Origin of the sequence: Aliterella atlantica CENA595 (assembly GCF_000952155.1) — a bacterium.
GTDB classification, from domain to species: Bacteria; Cyanobacteriota; Cyanobacteriia; order Cyanobacteriales; family Chroococcidiopsidaceae; genus Aliterella; species Aliterella atlantica.
Map to the genome: position 1 here is coordinate 36,207 of NZ_JYON01000035.1, position 18,319 is coordinate 54,525.

General features: G+C 42.0%; 17 protein-coding genes. 6 read left to right on the plus strand and 11 right to left on the minus strand.

Annotated elements, in window-relative coordinates; all coding sequences use genetic code 11:
* Positions 1 to 137: 137 nt before the first annotated feature.
* On the minus strand, positions 138 to 1,898 hold the full coding sequence (locus tag UH38_RS22275; protein ID WP_045056900.1) for a mechanosensitive ion channel: 1,761 nt from the start codon (positions 1,896 to 1,898) through the stop codon (positions 138 to 140).
* A 348-nt stretch (positions 1,899 to 2,246) separates the two neighbouring features.
* Here UH38_RS22275 and UH38_RS22280 point away from each other — a divergent pair, with 348 nt between their 5' ends.
* Positions 2,247 to 2,738, plus strand: coding sequence for an SRPBCC family protein (locus tag UH38_RS22280; protein ID WP_045056901.1), 492 nt, complete (start codon positions 2,247 to 2,249; stop codon positions 2,736 to 2,738).
* Positions 2,739 to 2,956: 218 nt separating this feature from the next.
* Here UH38_RS22280 and UH38_RS22285 read toward each other — a convergent pair whose 3' ends face one another.
* On the minus strand, positions 2,957 to 3,592 hold the full coding sequence (locus UH38_RS22285) for a hypothetical protein (RefSeq protein WP_045056902.1): 636 nt from the start codon (positions 3,590 to 3,592) through the stop codon (positions 2,957 to 2,959).
* 523 nt (positions 3,593 to 4,115) lie between these two features.
* On the opposite strand from UH38_RS22285, the gene UH38_RS22290 reads away from it, so the two are divergent.
* A complete protein-coding gene (locus tag UH38_RS22290; protein WP_082065490.1) occupies positions 4,116 to 5,207 on the plus strand; it encodes a tetratricopeptide repeat protein in 1,092 nt (363 codons plus the stop codon).
* Here the strand turns inward: UH38_RS22290 and UH38_RS22295 are convergent.
* Entirely contained in the window at positions 5,204 to 6,055 is an 852-nt protein-coding gene (locus tag UH38_RS22295; protein ID WP_045056904.1) for an ABC transporter ATP-binding protein, read from the minus strand. The two genes, UH38_RS22290 and UH38_RS22295, sit on opposite strands and share 4 nt — an antisense overlap.
* Before the next feature lie 761 nt (positions 6,056 to 6,816).
* Between UH38_RS22295 and UH38_RS22300 the strand changes: the two genes are divergently transcribed.
* Positions 6,817 to 9,141, plus strand: coding sequence for a cytochrome c peroxidase (locus UH38_RS22300; protein WP_082065493.1), 2,325 nt, complete (start codon positions 6,817 to 6,819; stop codon positions 9,139 to 9,141).
* 89 nt (positions 9,142 to 9,230) lie between these two features.
* On the opposite strand, the gene UH38_RS22305 is transcribed toward UH38_RS22300, so the two are convergent.
* Genes UH38_RS22305 through UH38_RS22320 form a run of 4 tightly spaced genes read right to left on the minus strand, consistent with a single transcriptional unit; the run spans position 9,231 to position 13,700 of the window.
* On the minus strand, positions 9,231 to 10,943 hold the full coding sequence (locus tag UH38_RS22305; protein ID WP_045056905.1) for an NAD+ synthase: 1,713 nt from the start codon (positions 10,941 to 10,943) through the stop codon (positions 9,231 to 9,233).
* Between the two features lie 9 nt (positions 10,944 to 10,952).
* The gene (locus UH38_RS22310; protein WP_045056906.1) at positions 10,953 to 11,699 is read right to left on the minus strand and encodes an NUDIX hydrolase; all 747 of its coding nucleotides are present in this window, start codon (positions 11,697 to 11,699) and stop codon (positions 10,953 to 10,955) included.
* Positions 11,660 to 12,259: a nicotinate-nucleotide adenylyltransferase gene (locus UH38_RS22315; protein WP_082065497.1), complete on the minus strand. Its 600-nt coding sequence runs from the start codon at positions 12,257 to 12,259 to the stop codon at positions 11,660 to 11,662. Before UH38_RS22315 ends, UH38_RS22310 begins: the two co-directional genes overlap by 40 nt.
* 4 nt (positions 12,260 to 12,263) lie before the next feature.
* The gene (locus UH38_RS22320; RefSeq protein ID WP_045056908.1) at positions 12,264 to 13,700 is read right to left on the minus strand and encodes a nicotinate phosphoribosyltransferase; all 1,437 of its coding nucleotides are present in this window, start codon (positions 13,698 to 13,700) and stop codon (positions 12,264 to 12,266) included.
* 337 nt (positions 13,701 to 14,037) lie between these two features.
* Between UH38_RS22320 and UH38_RS25185 the strand changes: the two genes are divergently transcribed.
* Positions 14,038 to 14,184: a hypothetical protein gene (locus UH38_RS25185; RefSeq protein WP_063124297.1), complete on the plus strand. Its 147-nt coding sequence runs from the start codon at positions 14,038 to 14,040 to the stop codon at positions 14,182 to 14,184.
* A gap of 380 nt (positions 14,185 to 14,564) precedes the next feature.
* On the opposite strand, the gene UH38_RS22325 is transcribed toward UH38_RS25185, so the two are convergent.
* On the minus strand, positions 14,565 to 15,251 hold the full coding sequence (locus UH38_RS22325; RefSeq protein WP_045056909.1) for a hypothetical protein: 687 nt from the start codon (positions 15,249 to 15,251) through the stop codon (positions 14,565 to 14,567).
* Positions 15,252 to 15,347: 96 nt separating this feature from the next.
* Complete coding sequence (locus UH38_RS22330) at positions 15,348 to 16,064, minus strand: diacylglycerol/polyprenol kinase family protein (protein WP_045056910.1); 717 nt, start codon at positions 16,062 to 16,064, stop codon at positions 15,348 to 15,350.
* 73 nt (positions 16,065 to 16,137) lie between these two features.
* Here UH38_RS22330 and yidD point away from each other — a divergent pair, with 73 nt between their 5' ends.
* Together yidD and UH38_RS22340 are read left to right on the plus strand one after the other, a co-directional pair.
* Positions 16,138 to 16,371 carry a membrane protein insertion efficiency factor YidD gene (yidD, locus tag UH38_RS22335; protein WP_045056911.1) on the plus strand — a complete coding sequence of 78 codons (234 nt, stop codon included), beginning with the start codon at positions 16,138 to 16,140 and terminating at the stop codon, positions 16,369 to 16,371.
* Between the two features lie 3 nt (positions 16,372 to 16,374).
* Positions 16,375 to 17,082: a M15 family metallopeptidase gene (locus UH38_RS22340; protein ID WP_045056912.1), complete on the plus strand. Its 708-nt coding sequence runs from the start codon at positions 16,375 to 16,377 to the stop codon at positions 17,080 to 17,082.
* A 5-nt stretch (positions 17,083 to 17,087) separates the two neighbouring features.
* Here the strand turns inward: UH38_RS22340 and UH38_RS22345 are convergent, their stop codons facing one another.
* Positions 17,088 to 17,549, minus strand: coding sequence for a TspO/MBR family protein (locus tag UH38_RS22345; RefSeq protein WP_045056919.1), 462 nt, complete (start codon positions 17,547 to 17,549; stop codon positions 17,088 to 17,090).
* Positions 17,550 to 17,639: 90 nt separating this feature from the next.
* Positions 17,640 to 18,113, minus strand: a complete 474-nt coding sequence (locus UH38_RS22350) for a TspO/MBR family protein (RefSeq protein WP_045056913.1) — start codon at positions 18,111 to 18,113, stop codon at positions 17,640 to 17,642.
* Positions 18,114 to 18,319: the final 206 nt, after the last annotated feature.

The following is an 18,319-nucleotide window of genomic DNA, read 5'->3' on the forward strand; positions in this document are numbered from 1 at the left end:
AGTTACCAGTTAAGAAACAGTGACATATTTAGTGTTAACTACCTTAACTCATCTAATAGTTTAGAGACGTTTAGAAAAGTGGCAATTAAACCCACAGATATATCAACTGGTCACTGGTCACTGGTCACTGGTCACTGTTAAACTCGCGGTGGTTGGTTGCGTTGTTGCTTGAATGATTCTAGTAACTCTCTAGTTTGCTCTTTGGCAATATCGCGTCCGCCTAAACCAAAGGCAAGCGCCAGCGCGACTGCTAAAGCACCTAATAGCAAGCCAAAGGCTAAATTCACGATATCGCTAGCAATACCCATTTGATTTAGGGCTAAGGCAGATACAAAGGCAATAATTGCAATTCGAGCAACTTGTCCTAAAATTTGCGCTTGGCGATCGCCTGAACTGGTAATAAGGTTGAACACTAAGTTTGCTAGGAATAATCCAATCGCAAATACAACCAATCCAGCTAAGATTCGCCCTAATATAACTACAATGCCGCCTACTAACAATGTTAGTGCCGGAATATTGAGGATATTTACTGCTGCTAAGGTAGCAAACAGCATAATTCCTACTAAGGTAATGATGCCAACAAGTTCTGATGGCGTTCTAGTTGCTAGCGGTTGGGATGTTGTATCAGATTGCAAGACTGTACGTTGCTCAGTTGGTGATGTAACAACAACCTGCGGCGATGGCGGTGATGGTGGGGGTACAACCCTTCGTCTGGTGGGTGAGGGTAGACCTAAGATTGAGAAAATATTGTTGAAGCCTAAGCTTGTGAGAATACTTGTAACTAAATCGGCTAAAAAGCGCCCGATAAAGTAAGCCGCAATCAAAATCAATGCTGCGGTAAATATTCCTGGTAACGCATTGAGGATTTGCTGCAACATGGCGATCGCTGGTACAGAGATCGCGGCAATTTGCAGGGCATTGAGGGCGGCGATCGCTACAGGAATTAAAATCAACACATACACAATTGTGCCAATAATTCCCGATAGAGTTTGTCCTCCTGCTGTGCGGCGCAAACCAAATCTTTCTCCGGCGCTATCTACGCCTGTCCCTGCTAGCAAGTTGGTAACAATCCGGCGTACTACTTGCGCTAACACCCAACCTGCACCAGCAATTAAGATTGCAGCTAGAATATTGGGCAAAATTGACAGTATTTCACTAACTAGATTCTCAACTGGTTGCAAAGCTTGTTGCAGACCTAATGTATCTAGAATCGGAATTAGAAACAGTAAAAAAATGAACCAATACAAGGCATTGCCAATTGTATCGCTTAAAGATAACTGATTTGGTTCTGGAGGCTCGCCAGCAGGTCGCTGATTTAAACGCTCGTCCAACCTAGCCGCTTGCAAGCCGCGTGTTGTTATCAACTTGACAATGGTAGCAATGACCCACGCCACCCCTAAAAATATCAAAGCGCCTAATAGCCTGGGTAAAAAGCCAATTAGTTGATTCAAAAAAGTACCTAGCGGTCTAGATACTACTTCTAATTGCAGCGTTTGTAAGACGGCTACTGCTGTAAATAAGATAACTATCCAGTACGCAATACTACCGATTAAATCTTCTACTTTCGGTAAATCTGCGCGATCGCTTCGCCCCATGACTCCAGCAGCAATTCGGTTATCTATATTAGTCCGATTGAGGATGCCCTTAATTATCGCTTTCACAATTGAGGCAATAATCAAACCTACTAACAAAATTACTACCGCAGCTAGCAAGTTAGGAATAAATGCCAGTAGGTTTTGCACAATTCCTTGAAAATAGTCAACGCTTTGATTGACTACTTCTCCTGGTCTAGCAGGATCGATTCCAGGTGCAGGTGTAATTTGCCCTATTATTTGTTGGGTTCTCATTGATACATCATTACTCGTAAATAGAGTAATCCCTTGCCAATTCACATTCATAAGTTTTTGTCAGTTTAGGTTAGATGACGGTAGGAAAAAATCCCAGCAACTTTTCTGCAAATAACTCCTATTTCAAGCACAATCCCACATCAAACTTATTTAATCTACTTTCTTTAGATAAGTAAATTAGCTAGCAATGCAGAATAATATTTCTCTATACAGAGTGATGCTGAATTTTATACTTACGCATCTACCTTTATGGATAAATAACAGGAAAAATTAAGCTATTCGTTATATTTTGGTAGCTCAGAATACTTACGATCGGGTTTAGAACCTAGATATATTAAGTTAAGTTATATTGAAGAACCGTCTAATTTTGGCGATCGCGTTCCAAAATTTCAGCATTATATGGCAAATCAGCAATTTAAAAACTCAATAGAAATTAATGCTAGCCCGACAATAGTAGAACATTGTATTAGCGATCGCACTCTCATGCATAAATGGCTCAACCCAGCTTTGCGTTGCGAACCTGTAGGCGAGTGGAGTACAGAGGTAGGTAGTCGCAGCCGCTTTATAATTCTTATTCCTCTAGTTAAGCCAACTTTAGAAGCTGTAATCTTAGAAAGAAAACCAGGCTTAATTGTCTGGGGATTTGCGGGCTTTTTTCAAGGCAGCGATCGTTGGGAATGTCAGGAAGTATCCCAAGGCACTAGGCTAGTTAATTGCTTTACATTTGAAATATCTAACCCTGTAATTCGCACTGGTTTCAATATATTTGCTTCCTACTTAACCAAAACCGATATGCGATCGCAATTGCATCGTCTCAAGCGTGTCGCCGAAGCCATTCAAGTAGAGGAGAAGGCGAGAAACATTGAGAAATCAAAACCCAAAATAACTTAAAACTCGCTGGTTCAAAACTATTTACCCCAGTTGGGATCGAAGTGAAACTTCTCATATTCGCTTTAACGCTGTCGCTGACTGCAAATAAACAAGGCTATGCAGCAATTGATATCGGTTTGCAAATAGTGAAAGCAAGTGCAGCTCGTGCAATTGACAGCAAACAAAAAAGCACTTTGTTCAAAGTGCTTTTTGTATTTTATTTGACAATAAATTACTTTTTAGTAGTTAGCTCTTGGTTTACGCGCACCAGCCGCCGCTCCAATCATTGATGCTGCCAAACCTAACAAAGAACCAAAGAAGAACGACCACAGCGCATTAGTTGCGCCTTGAGCGATGTTACGAGTGTCTTGAGCAGTAACATTGGGTGCATTAGGTACGTTTACGCCACCTTGCTGCTGTACTTGGTCTGTAATTGCTCCTGCAGCGTTAGAAAGTGCGTTAGTTGCTAGTCCAAAAGCACCGCTAACTCCACTTGCCAATAACCAAGAACTTAGAGCTAAAGTTGTTGCCCACAAAATTGTGCCATTTAGTAAAGCTGTACTGCGATTCATCGGACCGCAAGCGCGGCTTGTAAACCAACCGCCGATAAACAGCGATATTAATAAACTAATTATCGACCAAATGCCAACGCCAGTACCGACATCACCTGCATTGGATCTTGGTGCGCCTGAATCAGAAAGAAAGCCTGTACCGATCGCTGCGCCAAGTGCGCTTAAAACAAGTTGAGATGCTAGGGCGACTACTAAACCTGAAAAGATAGGACCCCATCTAACGCGATCGTGATAATCTACAACTTTACTTGTAGCTCCCGGTTCTGTAATTACATCGTCGATTGGTCTATTAACGTATGACATATTCAACTTACCCTGTTCGTTAGCTTATTTAGAATTAATTAATGCTTCCAGTTCGAGCTTTAGTCTAAATAAAAAATGTTAATTTAACTATCTGTCAGTAGAAATATTTCGTTCGTCTACCTTTAGGAATAAGTTTATTATTTGATTGTGATTAATTCATCCAAAACAGTAACTAAATACTCATAATCTTAAGAATTGAAAGTTGATAAAGGCGAGCTTAATGAGAGAAAAACTGTAGGCAAAACAAAATAACCTAACTCTTGCAAGTCCTGTCGAATATACTCTTTTATTCATTGCGAGTGGAGGTAATAAGCTCAATAAATTCTTACAAGCAATGCAGAATATCGATTAAATAACAGAATGTTAACAACGTTAGCGATCGCTACAACTAATTTGTTCCTAGTTTCCTCACAAAGTTACCCTGAGACAATCCCTGCCTGTTTCCAAAATTGCTGCTTTCTGATTTAATGTAAATGAAATTGTTTAATTCGTAACTTTTTGTAAAGTTAAGAGAATACTACTCGTGCAAAGACAAACATTATTAGTAACTATTTTCATGCTGCTAGGAGGATTTGCTGTTGTCATGCCGAGTGAGGTTCAAGCAGAGGTAGTAGTAGCACAAACAAATAGTCAACAGTTAAATAAATTACTAGAGCAAGGGCGGAAGTTAGTAGAACAAGGAAACCTATCAGGAGCGATCGCCCTATATCAAAAAGCTGCAGCCATAGAAAAAAGTAACCCCCGCATTTACTCTGGGATCGGCTATTTACAAGCACGTCAAGGCAATTATTGGGCGGCAGCACTAGCATACCGCGAAGCAGTAAAGCTAGAGCCAAATAACGCAGATTTTCAATATGCCTTGGGTTATAGTTTGGGAAAATTGGGAGAAAATGCAGGCGCAGCAGCAGCATATCAGCGCACTACCGAGTTAGATAGCGATAATGCTAATGCTCATCTAGGATTAGGCGTAATTCTATTACGTCAAGGAAATTACAGTGGTGCAATCTCCGCCTACAAACAAGCTTTAGCGCTAGACCCTGAAAATGCTAGTGCTTACGGTTTATTGGGCGAAATATTACTCCAACAAGGACGCATCCAAGAAGCAACAGCCGTTTTACAAAAGTCAGCAACTATAGATCCTAAAAACAGCAGCACGCTCCTAGCTTTAGCCAATGCTTGGTTGAAGCAAAACAACACAACGGCGGGATTATTAACTCTACAACAAGTAGCTCTTCTAGAACCAGACAATGCCAAAGTTCATTTAGCCATTGCCAATATACTGAAAGAGCAAAACAATCTAGACGGCGCTTTGCAAGAATATAGTAGAGCGCTGGCGGTAGAACCAAATTTAGTTACAGCACAAGAAGCGATCGGCAATATTTTGTTATCTAGGGGAGAATTAAAGCCAGCAATTGCAGCATACAAACGGCTGATAATTTTATCTCCTGAAAACGGCAACGCTTACTACAACTTAGGATTGGCGCTGCAACAGCAAGGGCAAAGCACTGATGCGATCGCAGCCTTCACCCGCGCCCACGAACTATACAAGCAAAGAGGGCAATTAGAAGGCTTAACACGAGTAGAAGCTGCACTACGAAAATTGCAGCAATCTTAATCTAGTTGTCTACCTGTAAGTTCGACAAAAATATCTTCTAAGTTAGAAGGACGTACCATCATTCCTGTTTTATCGCTTTGGCGATCGAGATAAGCGTTGGCTTGGGGTAAATCGGGGAAAAAGAGATATTTCCAGCGATCTCCTACTTGTTTCATTACTAGCCCTTCTCCATACTGAGATTTTAGCTGTGCTAGCGTTCCCAAGGAAATTAATTTGCCGCCATCCATAATGCCAATGCGATCGCAGAGATACTCGACTTCATCCATATAATGAGTTGTGAGCAGCATTGTCATACCCTGCTTATTCAAATCTAAGATAATTTCCCACAGTCGCCTTCTAGTTTGCGGATCTAGCCCGACAGTAGGTTCATCTAAAAATAAGATTTGTGGTTGATGCAATAGCGCCCTAGCAATTTGCAAGCGTCGTTTCATTCCACCAGACAACGTTTTAACTAAATCGCCTTGTCTATCTGCAAGTTCTACATATTCCAGCCATTGATTAATTAATTGTTGGCGCTGCGGGTTGCGGATATGATGCAAGCGCCCGTGTAACTCCATATTTTCCCAAACCGATAGATCGCCATCTACGCTAGTTTGCTGCAACACTACACCGATATTTTGTTTTGCTTGCAATGGTTGCCGCACTATATCAAACCCAGCTACCTCGATTTGTCCCTGGGTAGGTTTGGTAAGCGTTGTCAGCATCCGAATTGTAGTAGATTTTCCTGCCCCGTTAGGTCCAAGTAAACCAAACATTTCCCCAGCTTGAATCTCAAATGATAAATCGTTGACTACAGTGAGGTTGTTATATACCTTGTGGACGTTTTGCAGGGAGACAGCAGCAGTCATGAATGTAGCGCTTTGTGCGTGTTTTCCTTACACTAGCATTGCTGAAGCGCGATCGCCTGAGCAACTAAATATCTAGTTTGACAGAGCGATCGCTATTTCTACTTTATTCAATTACTTAGTTATATAGATTAAAGGTTATTTATTGAAGTTTTCAAAATAGCAACTCTAAATTTTGTAAAGATTTTCAAATTTACTATTTTGCTTGCCTAAAAATCTGTAAATACTTGCAGTGCAAGGATTAAACTAGAATTTTTTTTGTTTTTATTAAATAAAATTTACTTAGCAATTAAAGCCTACCTGTAGTGATTTAAATATTAAGTAGAAATTGCTTTATAGTCATCAAATTATGTTTATTGAATTAAAGATTGAGACAGGAATTAAGTCTACCCATTCCAAGTATTCTCAGCTAAGTTCAATAAAAATGTGTTGGCATTAATACATTGGTATTAAGTACAATCTCTAAATCATTAAGAGAAAGCATTGCCACAAAATTAATATTTATGAAATTTATTTATTCAAAGTTAAAAAATACTTTATTACCGATAAGAGTATAGTTAAAACCAGGGAATCCTCAGCATCTACTGTCTAGATCGTCTAGCTCAATACAAAATTATCTATGTAGACTTTCTTAGCATTTAGAACATACTCTTGATGCAAAGATGTTGCTTGAAAATAGCAATAATCTATGTAAATAGCATAATTTTTAAAAATTGAGCCTGAAGTAAATCCATGCAAAATTTTTGAATTCATACTTAGAAAAGATGAGCAAGGGGAATAACAGTAGTCACAAGGATCTACATCAGGAACAGGGGGGTAAAGACACCAATTTAGTTTTAGGCAAGAAAAAAAACGACCGAATTAATGCCGCAAAAACACGGCTATTGAAGCTATTTGAGAGGATTAACTTGGTAGCAACAATAGCTGCTCAGATCGCGACATTAAGACAGTTATTATCTAACTGGTCAAATAAAGTAAAAAGGTACAGTGCGATCGCGGCGCTGGTAGTGGCGACTATTCTGGCAGGACATACAGTGTCAGCACAGATAATAGATCCAGGACCTTCTCAACCTTTAGCCTCGCTCAAAACAGTATCAATTCCAGAGCCAGATAACCTCAAAGACTTCGTACAAAACAAAACAGCAGCGATCGCGCTGGGAAAATCTTTGTTTTGGGATATGCAGCTTGGTAGCGATGGCATCCAGTCTTGTGCTAGCTGTCACTTTCATGCTGGCGCAGACAATAGATCCAAAAATCAACTCAATCCAGGAGCGGGAAATGTGTTTGACATTGGAGGCAATCCAAATTACCAACTAACAGCAGCAGATTATCCATTCCACAAGCTATCAGATTCCAACAACCGTTCTTCAACAGTTATAGCTGATAGTAACGATATTACTGGCGATCAAGGAGTCTTTAAGGCAAAGTATGTGGATGTAAATCCTGGCAGCGCTCAAGATATTGTTACGCCACTCAAAGATGATGTCTTCAATGTCAATAGTACCAACGTTCGTCAAGTAACGGGTCGCAACTCCCCAAGCACAATCAACGCCGTTTTCAACTTCCGCAACTTCTGGGATGGACGCGCTCAGAATATTTTTAATGGTGTAAACGAGTTCGGCTCGAGAGATCCTAATGCTTTTGTTTTAAAAGCGACTAACCCCAATCGAATATTGGATGTGCGTGTTAATTTAAAAAATTCGTCTCTAGCTTCCCAAGCAGTCGGTCCACCACTTAGCGCCTTCGAGACGGCGGCTGAAAGTTTGCCGATCGCACCTCTTAGAGCTACTTTGTCTGAAACTACAGGTGAAGTTACAGTAATCGAAGCTACTACCCAAGAGGTGATTAAAGACTCTTCTGGAGTAGTCAATGTAGATAGCCTATCTGGTGTTAGTAGCGACGTAGCCAAACAAGCCAAACCACCTAAGTCTCCCAAGCCTTCCAAGCCTCTTCGACCTCTCAAAAGAGTAGGGAGAAAGTTAGGTAAAAAGCTAACTGTGCTAAGACCGCTCGGCAAACAGCTTGTTGCTACAGACGATAGCGTGCTTGGTAGTTACAGTCGAGCCTCTCAACTAGGGTTGAATGTGGCAACGTATGCAACGCTAATCCAACAGGCATTTAAGCCGGAGTGGTGGCGTTCTAATTTGATCGTCCAAGTAGATCCTACTACTGGCGATCGCACAATTCTCCGCAAGCCAGCAGGGGCATTGAGTACCATTCAGTACACGCTGATGGAGTACAATTTTTCGCTGTTTTTTGGGCTAGCAGTTCAAGCTTATGAGTCTACATTAGTTTCAAACAATTCACCCTTTGACCAGTATTTTGATGGCAATGCTTCGGCTTTGAGCGATCGCCAAAAGCGAGGTCTAGAAGTCTTCCAAAATCAGGGTAAGTGTATCAACTGTCATGGTGGAGCAGAATTTACCAATGCTTCAGTGAAAAATGTCAAGGACGAACGACTCGAACGCATGATTATGGGCGATAGTGAAGAAGCAATTTATGACAATGGTTTCTACAACATCGCCGTTAGACCTACTTCTGAGGATTTAGGTGTAGGTGGTAACGACCCCTTCGGCAACCCACTTTCCGAGTCTCGGCTAGCTCAAAAAGGGCTGTTTGAGAAACTTCTAGGCGAAAAACCCAACATCAAGGTGAGTGCTACCCAACGAATAGCCGCAGATGGAGCCTTCAAAACTCCTGGACTGCGGAATGTAGAGCTTACTGCTCCTTATTTTCACAATGGCGGGCAGTTAACTCTAGAGCAAGTAGTTGAGTTTTACAATCGAGGCGGAGATTTTCACGAGCAAAACATTGATAACTTGGATGCAGATATTCAGAACTTGAATTTGAGTGCTGAAAATAAAGCGGATCTTGTAGATTTCCTCAAATCTCTAACTGACGATCGCGTGCGTTATCAAAGAGCGCCTTTCGATCATCCGCAGCTATTTGTCCCTAACGGACACCCTGGAGATCGAAACTCTAATACAGATAGCGGTAACGCACAAGCTACAGACCAATTACTAGAGATTCCGGCTGTTGGACGCAATGGCGGAAATAGCATCATAAATTTCCTTGCTAGCTCACAATAAGTTGAGCCAATTTACAGCAATTTAGGCACGTTTCCAGCATAAATTGCTGCCGGAAACTATGAAAAGCCCGTACAATCGGGCTTTTTTCTTTATGGATTAATTGGCACAGGTAGAGATAGTTTTAGCTGATGCGTACTTGCATCTATCCACTTATTAGCAATTGGCATTCGCCAGCCCGTGCCAAATGCGCGATCGGTAATTTTTAGTCCTGGTGGTGCTTGTCTGCGCTTAAATTCTGACTTTGCTACCAATTTTAAAACCCGATCGACAATAGCAGGATTATGTCCAGCAGCAACAATTTGTGAGGCTGATTGATAGTTGTGAATTAAGCGTTGCAAAATATCATCCAAAACATCGTAAGGCGGCAATGAATCAGCGTCTACTTGTCCAGGTTTGAGTTCGGCGCTAGGAGGCTTAATTAGGATGTTGGTTGGGATAGTTTCAGTAATGCGGTTTAACCAGTTACAGATAGAGTAGACGCGAGTTTTGGGAACATCAGCGATCGCAGCTAATCCCCCATTCATATCGCCGTACAAGGTACAATAGCCCACAGCCATTTCTGACTTATTACCAGTAGACAGTAGCAGATAGCCAAACTTATTAGCGATCGCCATTAACAAGTTACCCCGAATCCGCGATTGAATATTCTCTTCTGCCAAGCTAAATTCTGTACCAGCAAATAGAGGTGCTAATGTTGTGTCGTAACCTTGCATCAATTCGCCAATTGGCAAAGTTTGAGTTGTTATGCCCAAGTTTTTAGCTACTTGCAGCGCATCGCTAATAGAATGATCCGAACTATAAGGAGAAGGCATCAATACGCCTAAGACATTTTCCTTACCTAAAGCTGAAGTTGCGATCGCAGCTACTAATGCTGAATCAATTCCACCACTTAAACCAATAACTACTTTAGTAAAACCACATTTGCGGCTATAGTCGCGTACGCCCAAAACTAAAGCTTGCCAGATTTCTTCGTCTTCTGTTTCTGGCATAGGCGCAACTAGACTAGGCTGTAAATCTTGCGTTGCCTCATCAAATTCTACTACGACCAAATCGGCTGCAAATGCACTAGCGCGATAGATCACTTCGCCTTGGCGGTTAAAGCCGACACTACAACCATCAAAAATTAAGTCGTCATTTGCCCCTACTTGGTTGGCATAGAGAATTGGTTTTTGATAGCGAGTAGCAGAATGTCGCAGCATTGCTTCGCGTAAGTGAGGCTTTGCCGCACTATAAGGAGACGCTGACAAATTAACAATCAAATCTACATTTAAAGCTGCTAAATCGGCAATTGGATTAATTGCATAACTGCGTTTGCCCCAAAAATCCTCATCGTTCCAAAAATCTTCGCAAATAGTCACGCCGATTTTCAATGAGGAGAAAGCAAACGAGTTAACTTGCAAACCAGGCTCAAAGTAGCGATATTCGTCAAAGACATCGTAGTTAGGTAAAAGCCGCTTGTGAAAAACCTGCTCGATTTTGCCTTGGTAGAGTAAAGCAGCACTATTAAATAATGGTTTACCGCCATAGGTATGCGACTTTTCATTTACTTGCACGCAACCTACTAATACAGCCACTTCTGGCGGCAAATCTACTGCTAATTGTTGCAAAGTTGCTGTCATTAGCTCCACAAAACTAGGATTGAGCAACAAATCTCTAGGTGGATAGCCGCATAAGGATAGTTCTGGGGTTAGTAGTAAACTGACATTTTGGCTTGCAGCTTGACGTGCAGCTTCAAGAATTTGGGCTGCATTGCCTGATAAATCGCCAATAGTTGGATTGAGTTGAGCGATCGCAATTTTCATAACAAAAAGCTAAATAAACACCAAAGGCTTATCTTTAAACGGCGCAAACGCTTCCGCATCAAAACGATACAAAGTAGCTGGACGACCTGCACCCCGCGATACCTTAACTTTGGTATCAGACAAAAAACCTAACTTGAGTAGCCGCGCCCTAAAATTGGAATAATCGGCAAAATTATCTCCTAGCACCGTCGCATAAAGTTGATAAAGGTCGCTCAAAGTAAACAACTCAGGCAACACTTCAAAAGCGACAGGACTATACTCCAACTTATTTTTTAGCCGCCGATGACCGTAAGCCAAAATATCGCTATGGTCAAAAGCCAACTGCGGCAAATCCTTCACCGGATACCAAGCAATTCCGCTTACGCCATCAGCAATCAACTCGGCTTCCTCAAACCGCACCAAAGCAAAATAGCTTACAGACAGATAGCGAACGCCAAAAGAGTCTACAGACTCACGCGGATCGCGATTTGGTCCGCCAAAAGTATATAACTGCTCCAAATACAGATTTTTTACCTTAATTTTCTCAGCCAAAATCCGATAAGCAGCATCTTCTAGCGACTCACCTTGACGCACCAGAGTACCAGGAAGCCCCCAATAATTCAAAAAAGGCTCTTGATGGCGCATCACCAACAAAACCAACAATCGATTTTGCGAAGTATCGACAGAAAAGATCGCATTATCAACCCCCACCTTAAAATCAGCTAAAGGTTGCTTGCCTAGCGAATCGGTAAACTTTCTTTGGGTACGTCCTGGCATTCGTACAAATGCTCTTGATGAATATAATCTTTAATTGGAGGAGTTACAGCCTGAGTATCGCCACGATCGCGAAAAGCAGTAGAAGATACATCTAAGCCAATTAGGTCAGCGATCGCCACATCTGCCCCCAACTGTCGTAATTGCTGCAAAACCCCCTCATCCAGCATATATCCTGGTCGCGGCACAATCAAAAGCCGCACTTGCTTTAACAAATCTTCAACCTTATACCATTTAGGTAATTGCTGCGCCAAATCCGAGCCAATTACTAAAGTAAACTCAATATCATTATCCCAAATTTCCCTAGCCTTCCGTACAGTTTCCCAAGTTCGATAGCTACTCAACTCTGGGTGAAAACCAATATTATGGCGAGGCGGCTGCATTCCCTCAATCAACAACCTCAGCATCATCCCGCGATGTTCTAGCGCAGTTTGATGAGACTTAAATGGATTATCAGCAGCCCAAACAGCTACCCAATCATAACGCTCCGCCAACCAACCTAAAATAGCCTGATGCCCAGAAGTAGGCGGATCGGCACTCGTACCAAACAAAGCAACCCTCATCATCCTATCTCCCTTTGCCTGCGGCTTCGCTGCGCTGACGCGGTTCGTTCCTCAACTCCACCTGCCGCCGCAACCCCTGCAACCTTGGTGAAACCTCCACCTCAAACCCCCCAGGCACACTTATATCTCTAACCTCCGCAGGCAAACTAGCCACACTAGCCGCCGTACGCGAGCGAATTTCTGCTAAACCTTCCGGCAATTGCATCCTCTGCCCCTCCTTAACTACTAACTGCAACAAAGGCAACCCGTCTCTTTCCTCTTCAACCAAACCCAATTCATCTTTTTGCACCAAACCTCCTACAAGACTTCGCCAAACCTGCTTGCGCCCTGGATAACTTACCTTTCCCCTAGAACCCTTCATCACCGGAATGCCATCAATCTCCACCAACTTATAAACCCCATTAACAGGCGCACCCGTAACCAGCTTAGTACCTACCCCATAACCATCAATACAAGCTCCATTCGCTTGCAAACGGCTAATTTCCCACTCATCTAGATCGCCACTAGCAAAAATAGAAGTACCAGGAAGAAGACGTTGCACTTTTTGGGATAACTCCACCAAATCGCCTGAATCTAGACGCACGCCAGGAACCTCAATTTCCCCAGCCTTTACCCTTTCTGCCAATAGTTCAGCCGCTTCCAAAGTATCGTAAGTATCGATCAACAAACTAGCACCAGGGAAATAGCGATGAAAAGCCGTGAACGCCTGTTCCTCACTTCCCTCCATCGCACTTAGCGCCATTACCAAAGCATGAGCCATAGTCCCCTTGGGCTGCTGACCCAATTTCAGTGCTGCAAGGACATTCGATGTCGCATTCAAACCACCCGCCAAAGCTGCCCGCGCCGCCCACAAGGACGCTTGCGGACTAAAAGCGCGGCGCGTACCAAATTCAAGTATAGTAGCCTCTGCGCCTGCTACATCGCGCAAACGCGCCGCTTTGGTAGCAATCAAAGTTTGGTAATTAATAGTATTTAATAGATAAGTTTCGACCAATTGAGCTTGCCATAATGGCGCTTCTACCCGCAAAATTGGCTCGTTGGCAAATACAGCCGTACCCTCTGGTACAGCCCAGACATTGCCTGTAAACTTTGCTTCAGCCAAAATAGACCAAAATCTTTCTGGTGCGCGAGCGAAAATTCCCGTCGCCTGCAAAGCCGCTATTCCAGATGGGCTAAAACAGAACTTTTCTAAATATTCTATAGCTTGCGCCAAGCCCATTGCGATCGCATAACCAAATCCTTTGGGCAATTGTCGTGCAAATAATTCAAAACTTGCTTGTTTTTGTTCTACACCTTCACCCACATAGCAAGCTGCCATTGTTAACTGATATAAGTCAGTCAGTAAGCTGTAGTCTTGCCCTTGGGTTAGCGTTAATTCTGGCGGTGATAATAATTGATGCTGGTTTTCGTGCAGACATTCCCAGGCTGGGGAAGTTGTCATAGTGCAGCGACCTCTATCAAGATGGTTTCTCTAATTATAGTGCATTTCACCATAATACTGTCAACTTTTTCTGTATCTGGTATGACAAATAGACTAATTCAGGCAATTGTAAAGTTTGATTTATGGTGACTATACTAATAACTCGGCAAACTTGGCGCTTGTCGATATACTTTTAGATGCGGCGTTATTTAGCTAAATGGCAAATATAAAGTATTGCAAAAACTAGCGAACAAATTATGCGAATATTTGCGAATGATTGAGAGTTAAACCTGAGATTAAAATTCAACCTTACAATACTGATTAAGTAACTATTACTACAGATTGGGGGGATGGTTTTATGAGTATTTCCCAAACGCTCGCTGGCATTCTTCAGTATCTTTCGGAAGGAGTAGCAAGAATTTTTAGTCCTACTGATGATGAATATCCAATTATTGGCGTACAACCATTTGCTGGCGAACCATACAAGCAGGGTGCAGATTGGTAGCAAATCGCTACTAAGTTTAAATAATAACAAATGAGGTGAAGAGTAAGACTCTTCACCTCATAATATTTTTTAGGCATAGTGTTAGTTACTTTGGGCTGTTCTGGTGGACGATTTAACATCCCCTCAGTAACTATAAAGTAGGGGAAAGCGGTAAAAACCCTACAACACTTTTAGTTAAACAGGACCATGACTTACCAAAATTGTAGCTTGGTATGTGCGATCGCCTGCTGCTCGGACACCGTTCTCCTTAGAGCAGCAACAAGCAGGACAAACAGCAAAACTCCTGCGCCGATATGGTAATGTAGAACAGGTTCATTCTATACCATTCATCTTAATTATCTATATAACCTTAGATATATGCAGCAGTCTTACACAAAAGTTTAAACACTGCGTAATTGTTGCTGTTGGCGGTTAAATTCTCTTTGCTCTAAAGTTAGTAATTTATATTCAATTGGCGATCGCATATCCCACTGCAATTGAGCGAGTATTAGCAAGCTAAAACCCATAACTATACCAGTTGCCAGAAATTGCCAAGAGCTAATATAAGGTAAAAGTGCGATCGCTCCTAAATGCACTAAGCTATTCAAAACTAGGGTGCGCGACTTTAATCCCAAGCCTGTATAAAAATATCCAATTGCACTTAATCCTAACCATAAAGGACATAAGCGCATCAATACTTCTCCCCACCCTAAAAATATTCCCAAATCGGTCATAGTTATACCTATTAGCACTAGCAACACCCAACAACCAACAACCCAGCGCAAACGTTCTACGCTCACCCAAAACCAAGTAAAAACAACCATAATAGCTGTAGCAATTAAGCTCAGTGTAGACCAGCAAATTGCTTGAGTAGTCCAGCTTATAGACAGAAATTGAGCAGTAGTAAAGATAATTGCAGCTAGCAAGCCCCAGATGATGAAAACTTGGTCTATCCGCGTGTAAGAGCCTGAAAATAGCGTTTTATTCCAAATCTTCCACTTGATATTTAAAATTCCCTGCAAATCTTGAACGTCTAAGGCTGTTTGTTTGTCGCGTAATAAGGGACTTGAGAAATTAAACGAACTCATCTAAGGCTTATATTGCTAGTAAATCAGAAAGAGCGATAACTCTATCTCAGGTCTTATTGTTACACAAATTTAAGAAGTGTTGACAATTATCGCGCACTAACCTAGATAACGTGGCAGAATCTCAATTAGAAAAAAGCCTAAAGCAGCGCTACCTATAGGTACAGTTAAATTATCAATGCCATATAAACTATAAGCTTCCAAAGTTGTAGCCGCCAAAGCTATAGGCACAGAAACAACCCAAGTTTGCCAAATATTGCCTTGTACGCCTAGAAAAACCAAACTACTGACAATGTAGCTAACAATTGCCATAGCGCTAGAACCTTCCCAGCTTTTCTGTGCGCCCCAAATTTTGTAGGGATGTTTACCTAACTTTTGTCCAACTAAAGCCGCTAAACCGTCACCCCACGTCATAACTAATATACCTAAAACCGCATACTGGGGTTGTTCGATAGTCCAAAACCAAGCAACCAATAAGCCAATACTCACAGCATAGAAAAACGTGCCTAAACTTTTGCGTCCGACACTATTGATTCCAGGTAGGATAGGAAAGCGGTAAGACAACAAAGTAACTATACTCGCTACAATTGAAGCACCAATACTTACACTCGCGGGAATATGCAGCCACCAAGCTAGCAAGATAATATTACCCGTACCAATATGGACAACTTTACGCACAGCTTCAGAATTACCACTTTTACTAAAGCGGTTAAGTATAGAAGCGATAAGTAAAAGTACGCCAATCCAGGCTGCTACTAGGGAAATTTGCAGCCATAAAGGTGAGATTGAATCCAAAATAGGCAAAGAAGTAATCAAAGCGATCGCTCAAAATAATTAAGCTCCTGATACTAAATGTAGTAGATTCTCGCAGCACGAAGATGGGAAAATTATGAAAATATTGCTACTATGGCTAATTCGTGCCTATCGCGCTTTTATTTCACCGTTATTTTTGCCTACTTGCCGTTTTCATCCCACTTGTTCTATGTATGCAATAGAAGCAATTGAAAGATTTGGGGCGTTAAAAGGTAGTAGGCTTGCCTTGCAGCGGATTTTGCGCTGTCATCCTTTGCATCCTGGTGGATACGATCCCGTTCCACCTTTACCTGAAAAAGTTAGCAAGTAAGCGATGAAACCATATCAGCAAGTTGCAATTGTCGAGTGCGGCGAACCGCTTGTACCAATACCTTTAGACTTATTTGCCGTAGAATCGCCGCATCCATACCAATTATTAGGTGCAACTTATAACGGGAAAACGCCTTATCATTTGCGTCAAGGCGTTTTAAACAGTTTAATTCAAGCCCAAACGCAATTACAGCTAAAACATCCAGGTTGGCGCATCCAAATTTTTGATGCTTATCGCCCAGTTGCAGTGCAACAATTTATGGTGGATTATACTTTTGCCCAAGTAGTTGCAGCGCAGATGTTAAATGCTAATAGTTTAATAGCACCGCAGCAGCAAGATATTTGGCAACAAGTTTATCAGATTTGGGCTTTACCTAGTTTAGATCCTCTAACTCCTCCGCCTCATAGTACGGGCGGGGCGGTAGATATTACTTTGGTAGATGATACAGGGAAAATAGTAAATATGGGTTCGGCGATTGATGAATTATCGCCAGCATCGCATCCCGATTATTTTGCTAATAGCAGCTTACTCACACAGCAGCAGTATCATAACAATCGTCAGCTATTATGCGATGTCATGCATTTTGCTGGCTTTGCGCGTCATCCTGGCGAATGGTGGCATTTCTGTAAAGGCGATCAAATGTGGGCTTGGTTGAGTAATAATGTTAATCCTGCGAGTTCTGTTGTCGCGCGTTACGGACGAGTAGAGTAGATATCCTACACGTCTTGAGGGTTTAGTTTCATCATCTGCCAAGTAGTATATGTACCAATTGGACTCCAAATTATATATGGTAATAGCAATACAGCCGCCCAAATAGAAATAGATAATACTGACAAGGCTAATAAAATACCTAATACAGCACCAGTTCCGCCGATAATCGTACCAATTTTGAGGCTGCGCGATCTAAACATTACTGGCGTATAAGCAATGGTGATGATTTCTAACAGTAAGTAAAACCCCATCCATACCCAGCTATTAGTTGCTTCCCAAACTATATATGCTGACCATGCACCGCAAATAAAAACCACAGTCCAAATTACGGGGATAGCAGCTTCAAACGTCAGCCAATTGGGGCGGCGCAAGCGCTTAAACCACTTGCGATCGCCTGGAGTGAAGAAATTAGCCGCCAGCGCTACCAATAGCGTCACGCCCCCGATAACCATCCAAGATTTAATCATTCCCTGGGCTACTTTTCGTTCAAGGTATCTATTGTAATCTTGGCAGTTTAGGCTAATAACAGCCATCAGCCATTGGTTTGAACGTATGTATTATTCCGCACCAGGATTGAGTTGAATCATTTCTTCTGTTGTATAAGTACCTACTGGACTCCAAATAATGTAAGGAAGCAATAACCCAGCAGCAAGACGAGAAATTGGGAAAACAGCTAGGGCAAGTATAATGCTCAAAACTGCACCGCTTCCACCCAAAATTGTGCCAACTTGCAAGCTGCGTAACCTTAGAGTTACCGATGTGTACGAAACAGTGACAATCTCAAGTAGCAAATATAAGCTCATCAACAGCCAAATTTTCGTGCTACCTGGATTTTGCTGCCAAACAATATTAGCCGACCAAGCACCACAAATAAAGATTGCAGTCCAAATTACTGGGATCAAAGGCTCAAAAGTTAGCCATTTTGGGCGACGTAACCCGATAGCCCATTTTAGATCGCGGGGTTTAAATAACACTCCACCTACTGCAACTAGCGCCGTTACAGCAGCAATTACCATCCATGATTGAATCATATTGACTATATCTGCTTACCATACATAACTATGGTGTCAATTTTTGCGGGTAGGAGTAATCAACCATAGGTTGGAATTGATACCAATTTAATGTAAAAAGTAGCTTAATAAAGTAAGTTGAGTGAGCCTAATGCATTAAGCTAGTCAAAAATAGCAAATAAGCTCAGATCAAAAGATGGCTCGTCCTCTACAAGTGACAATTGTTG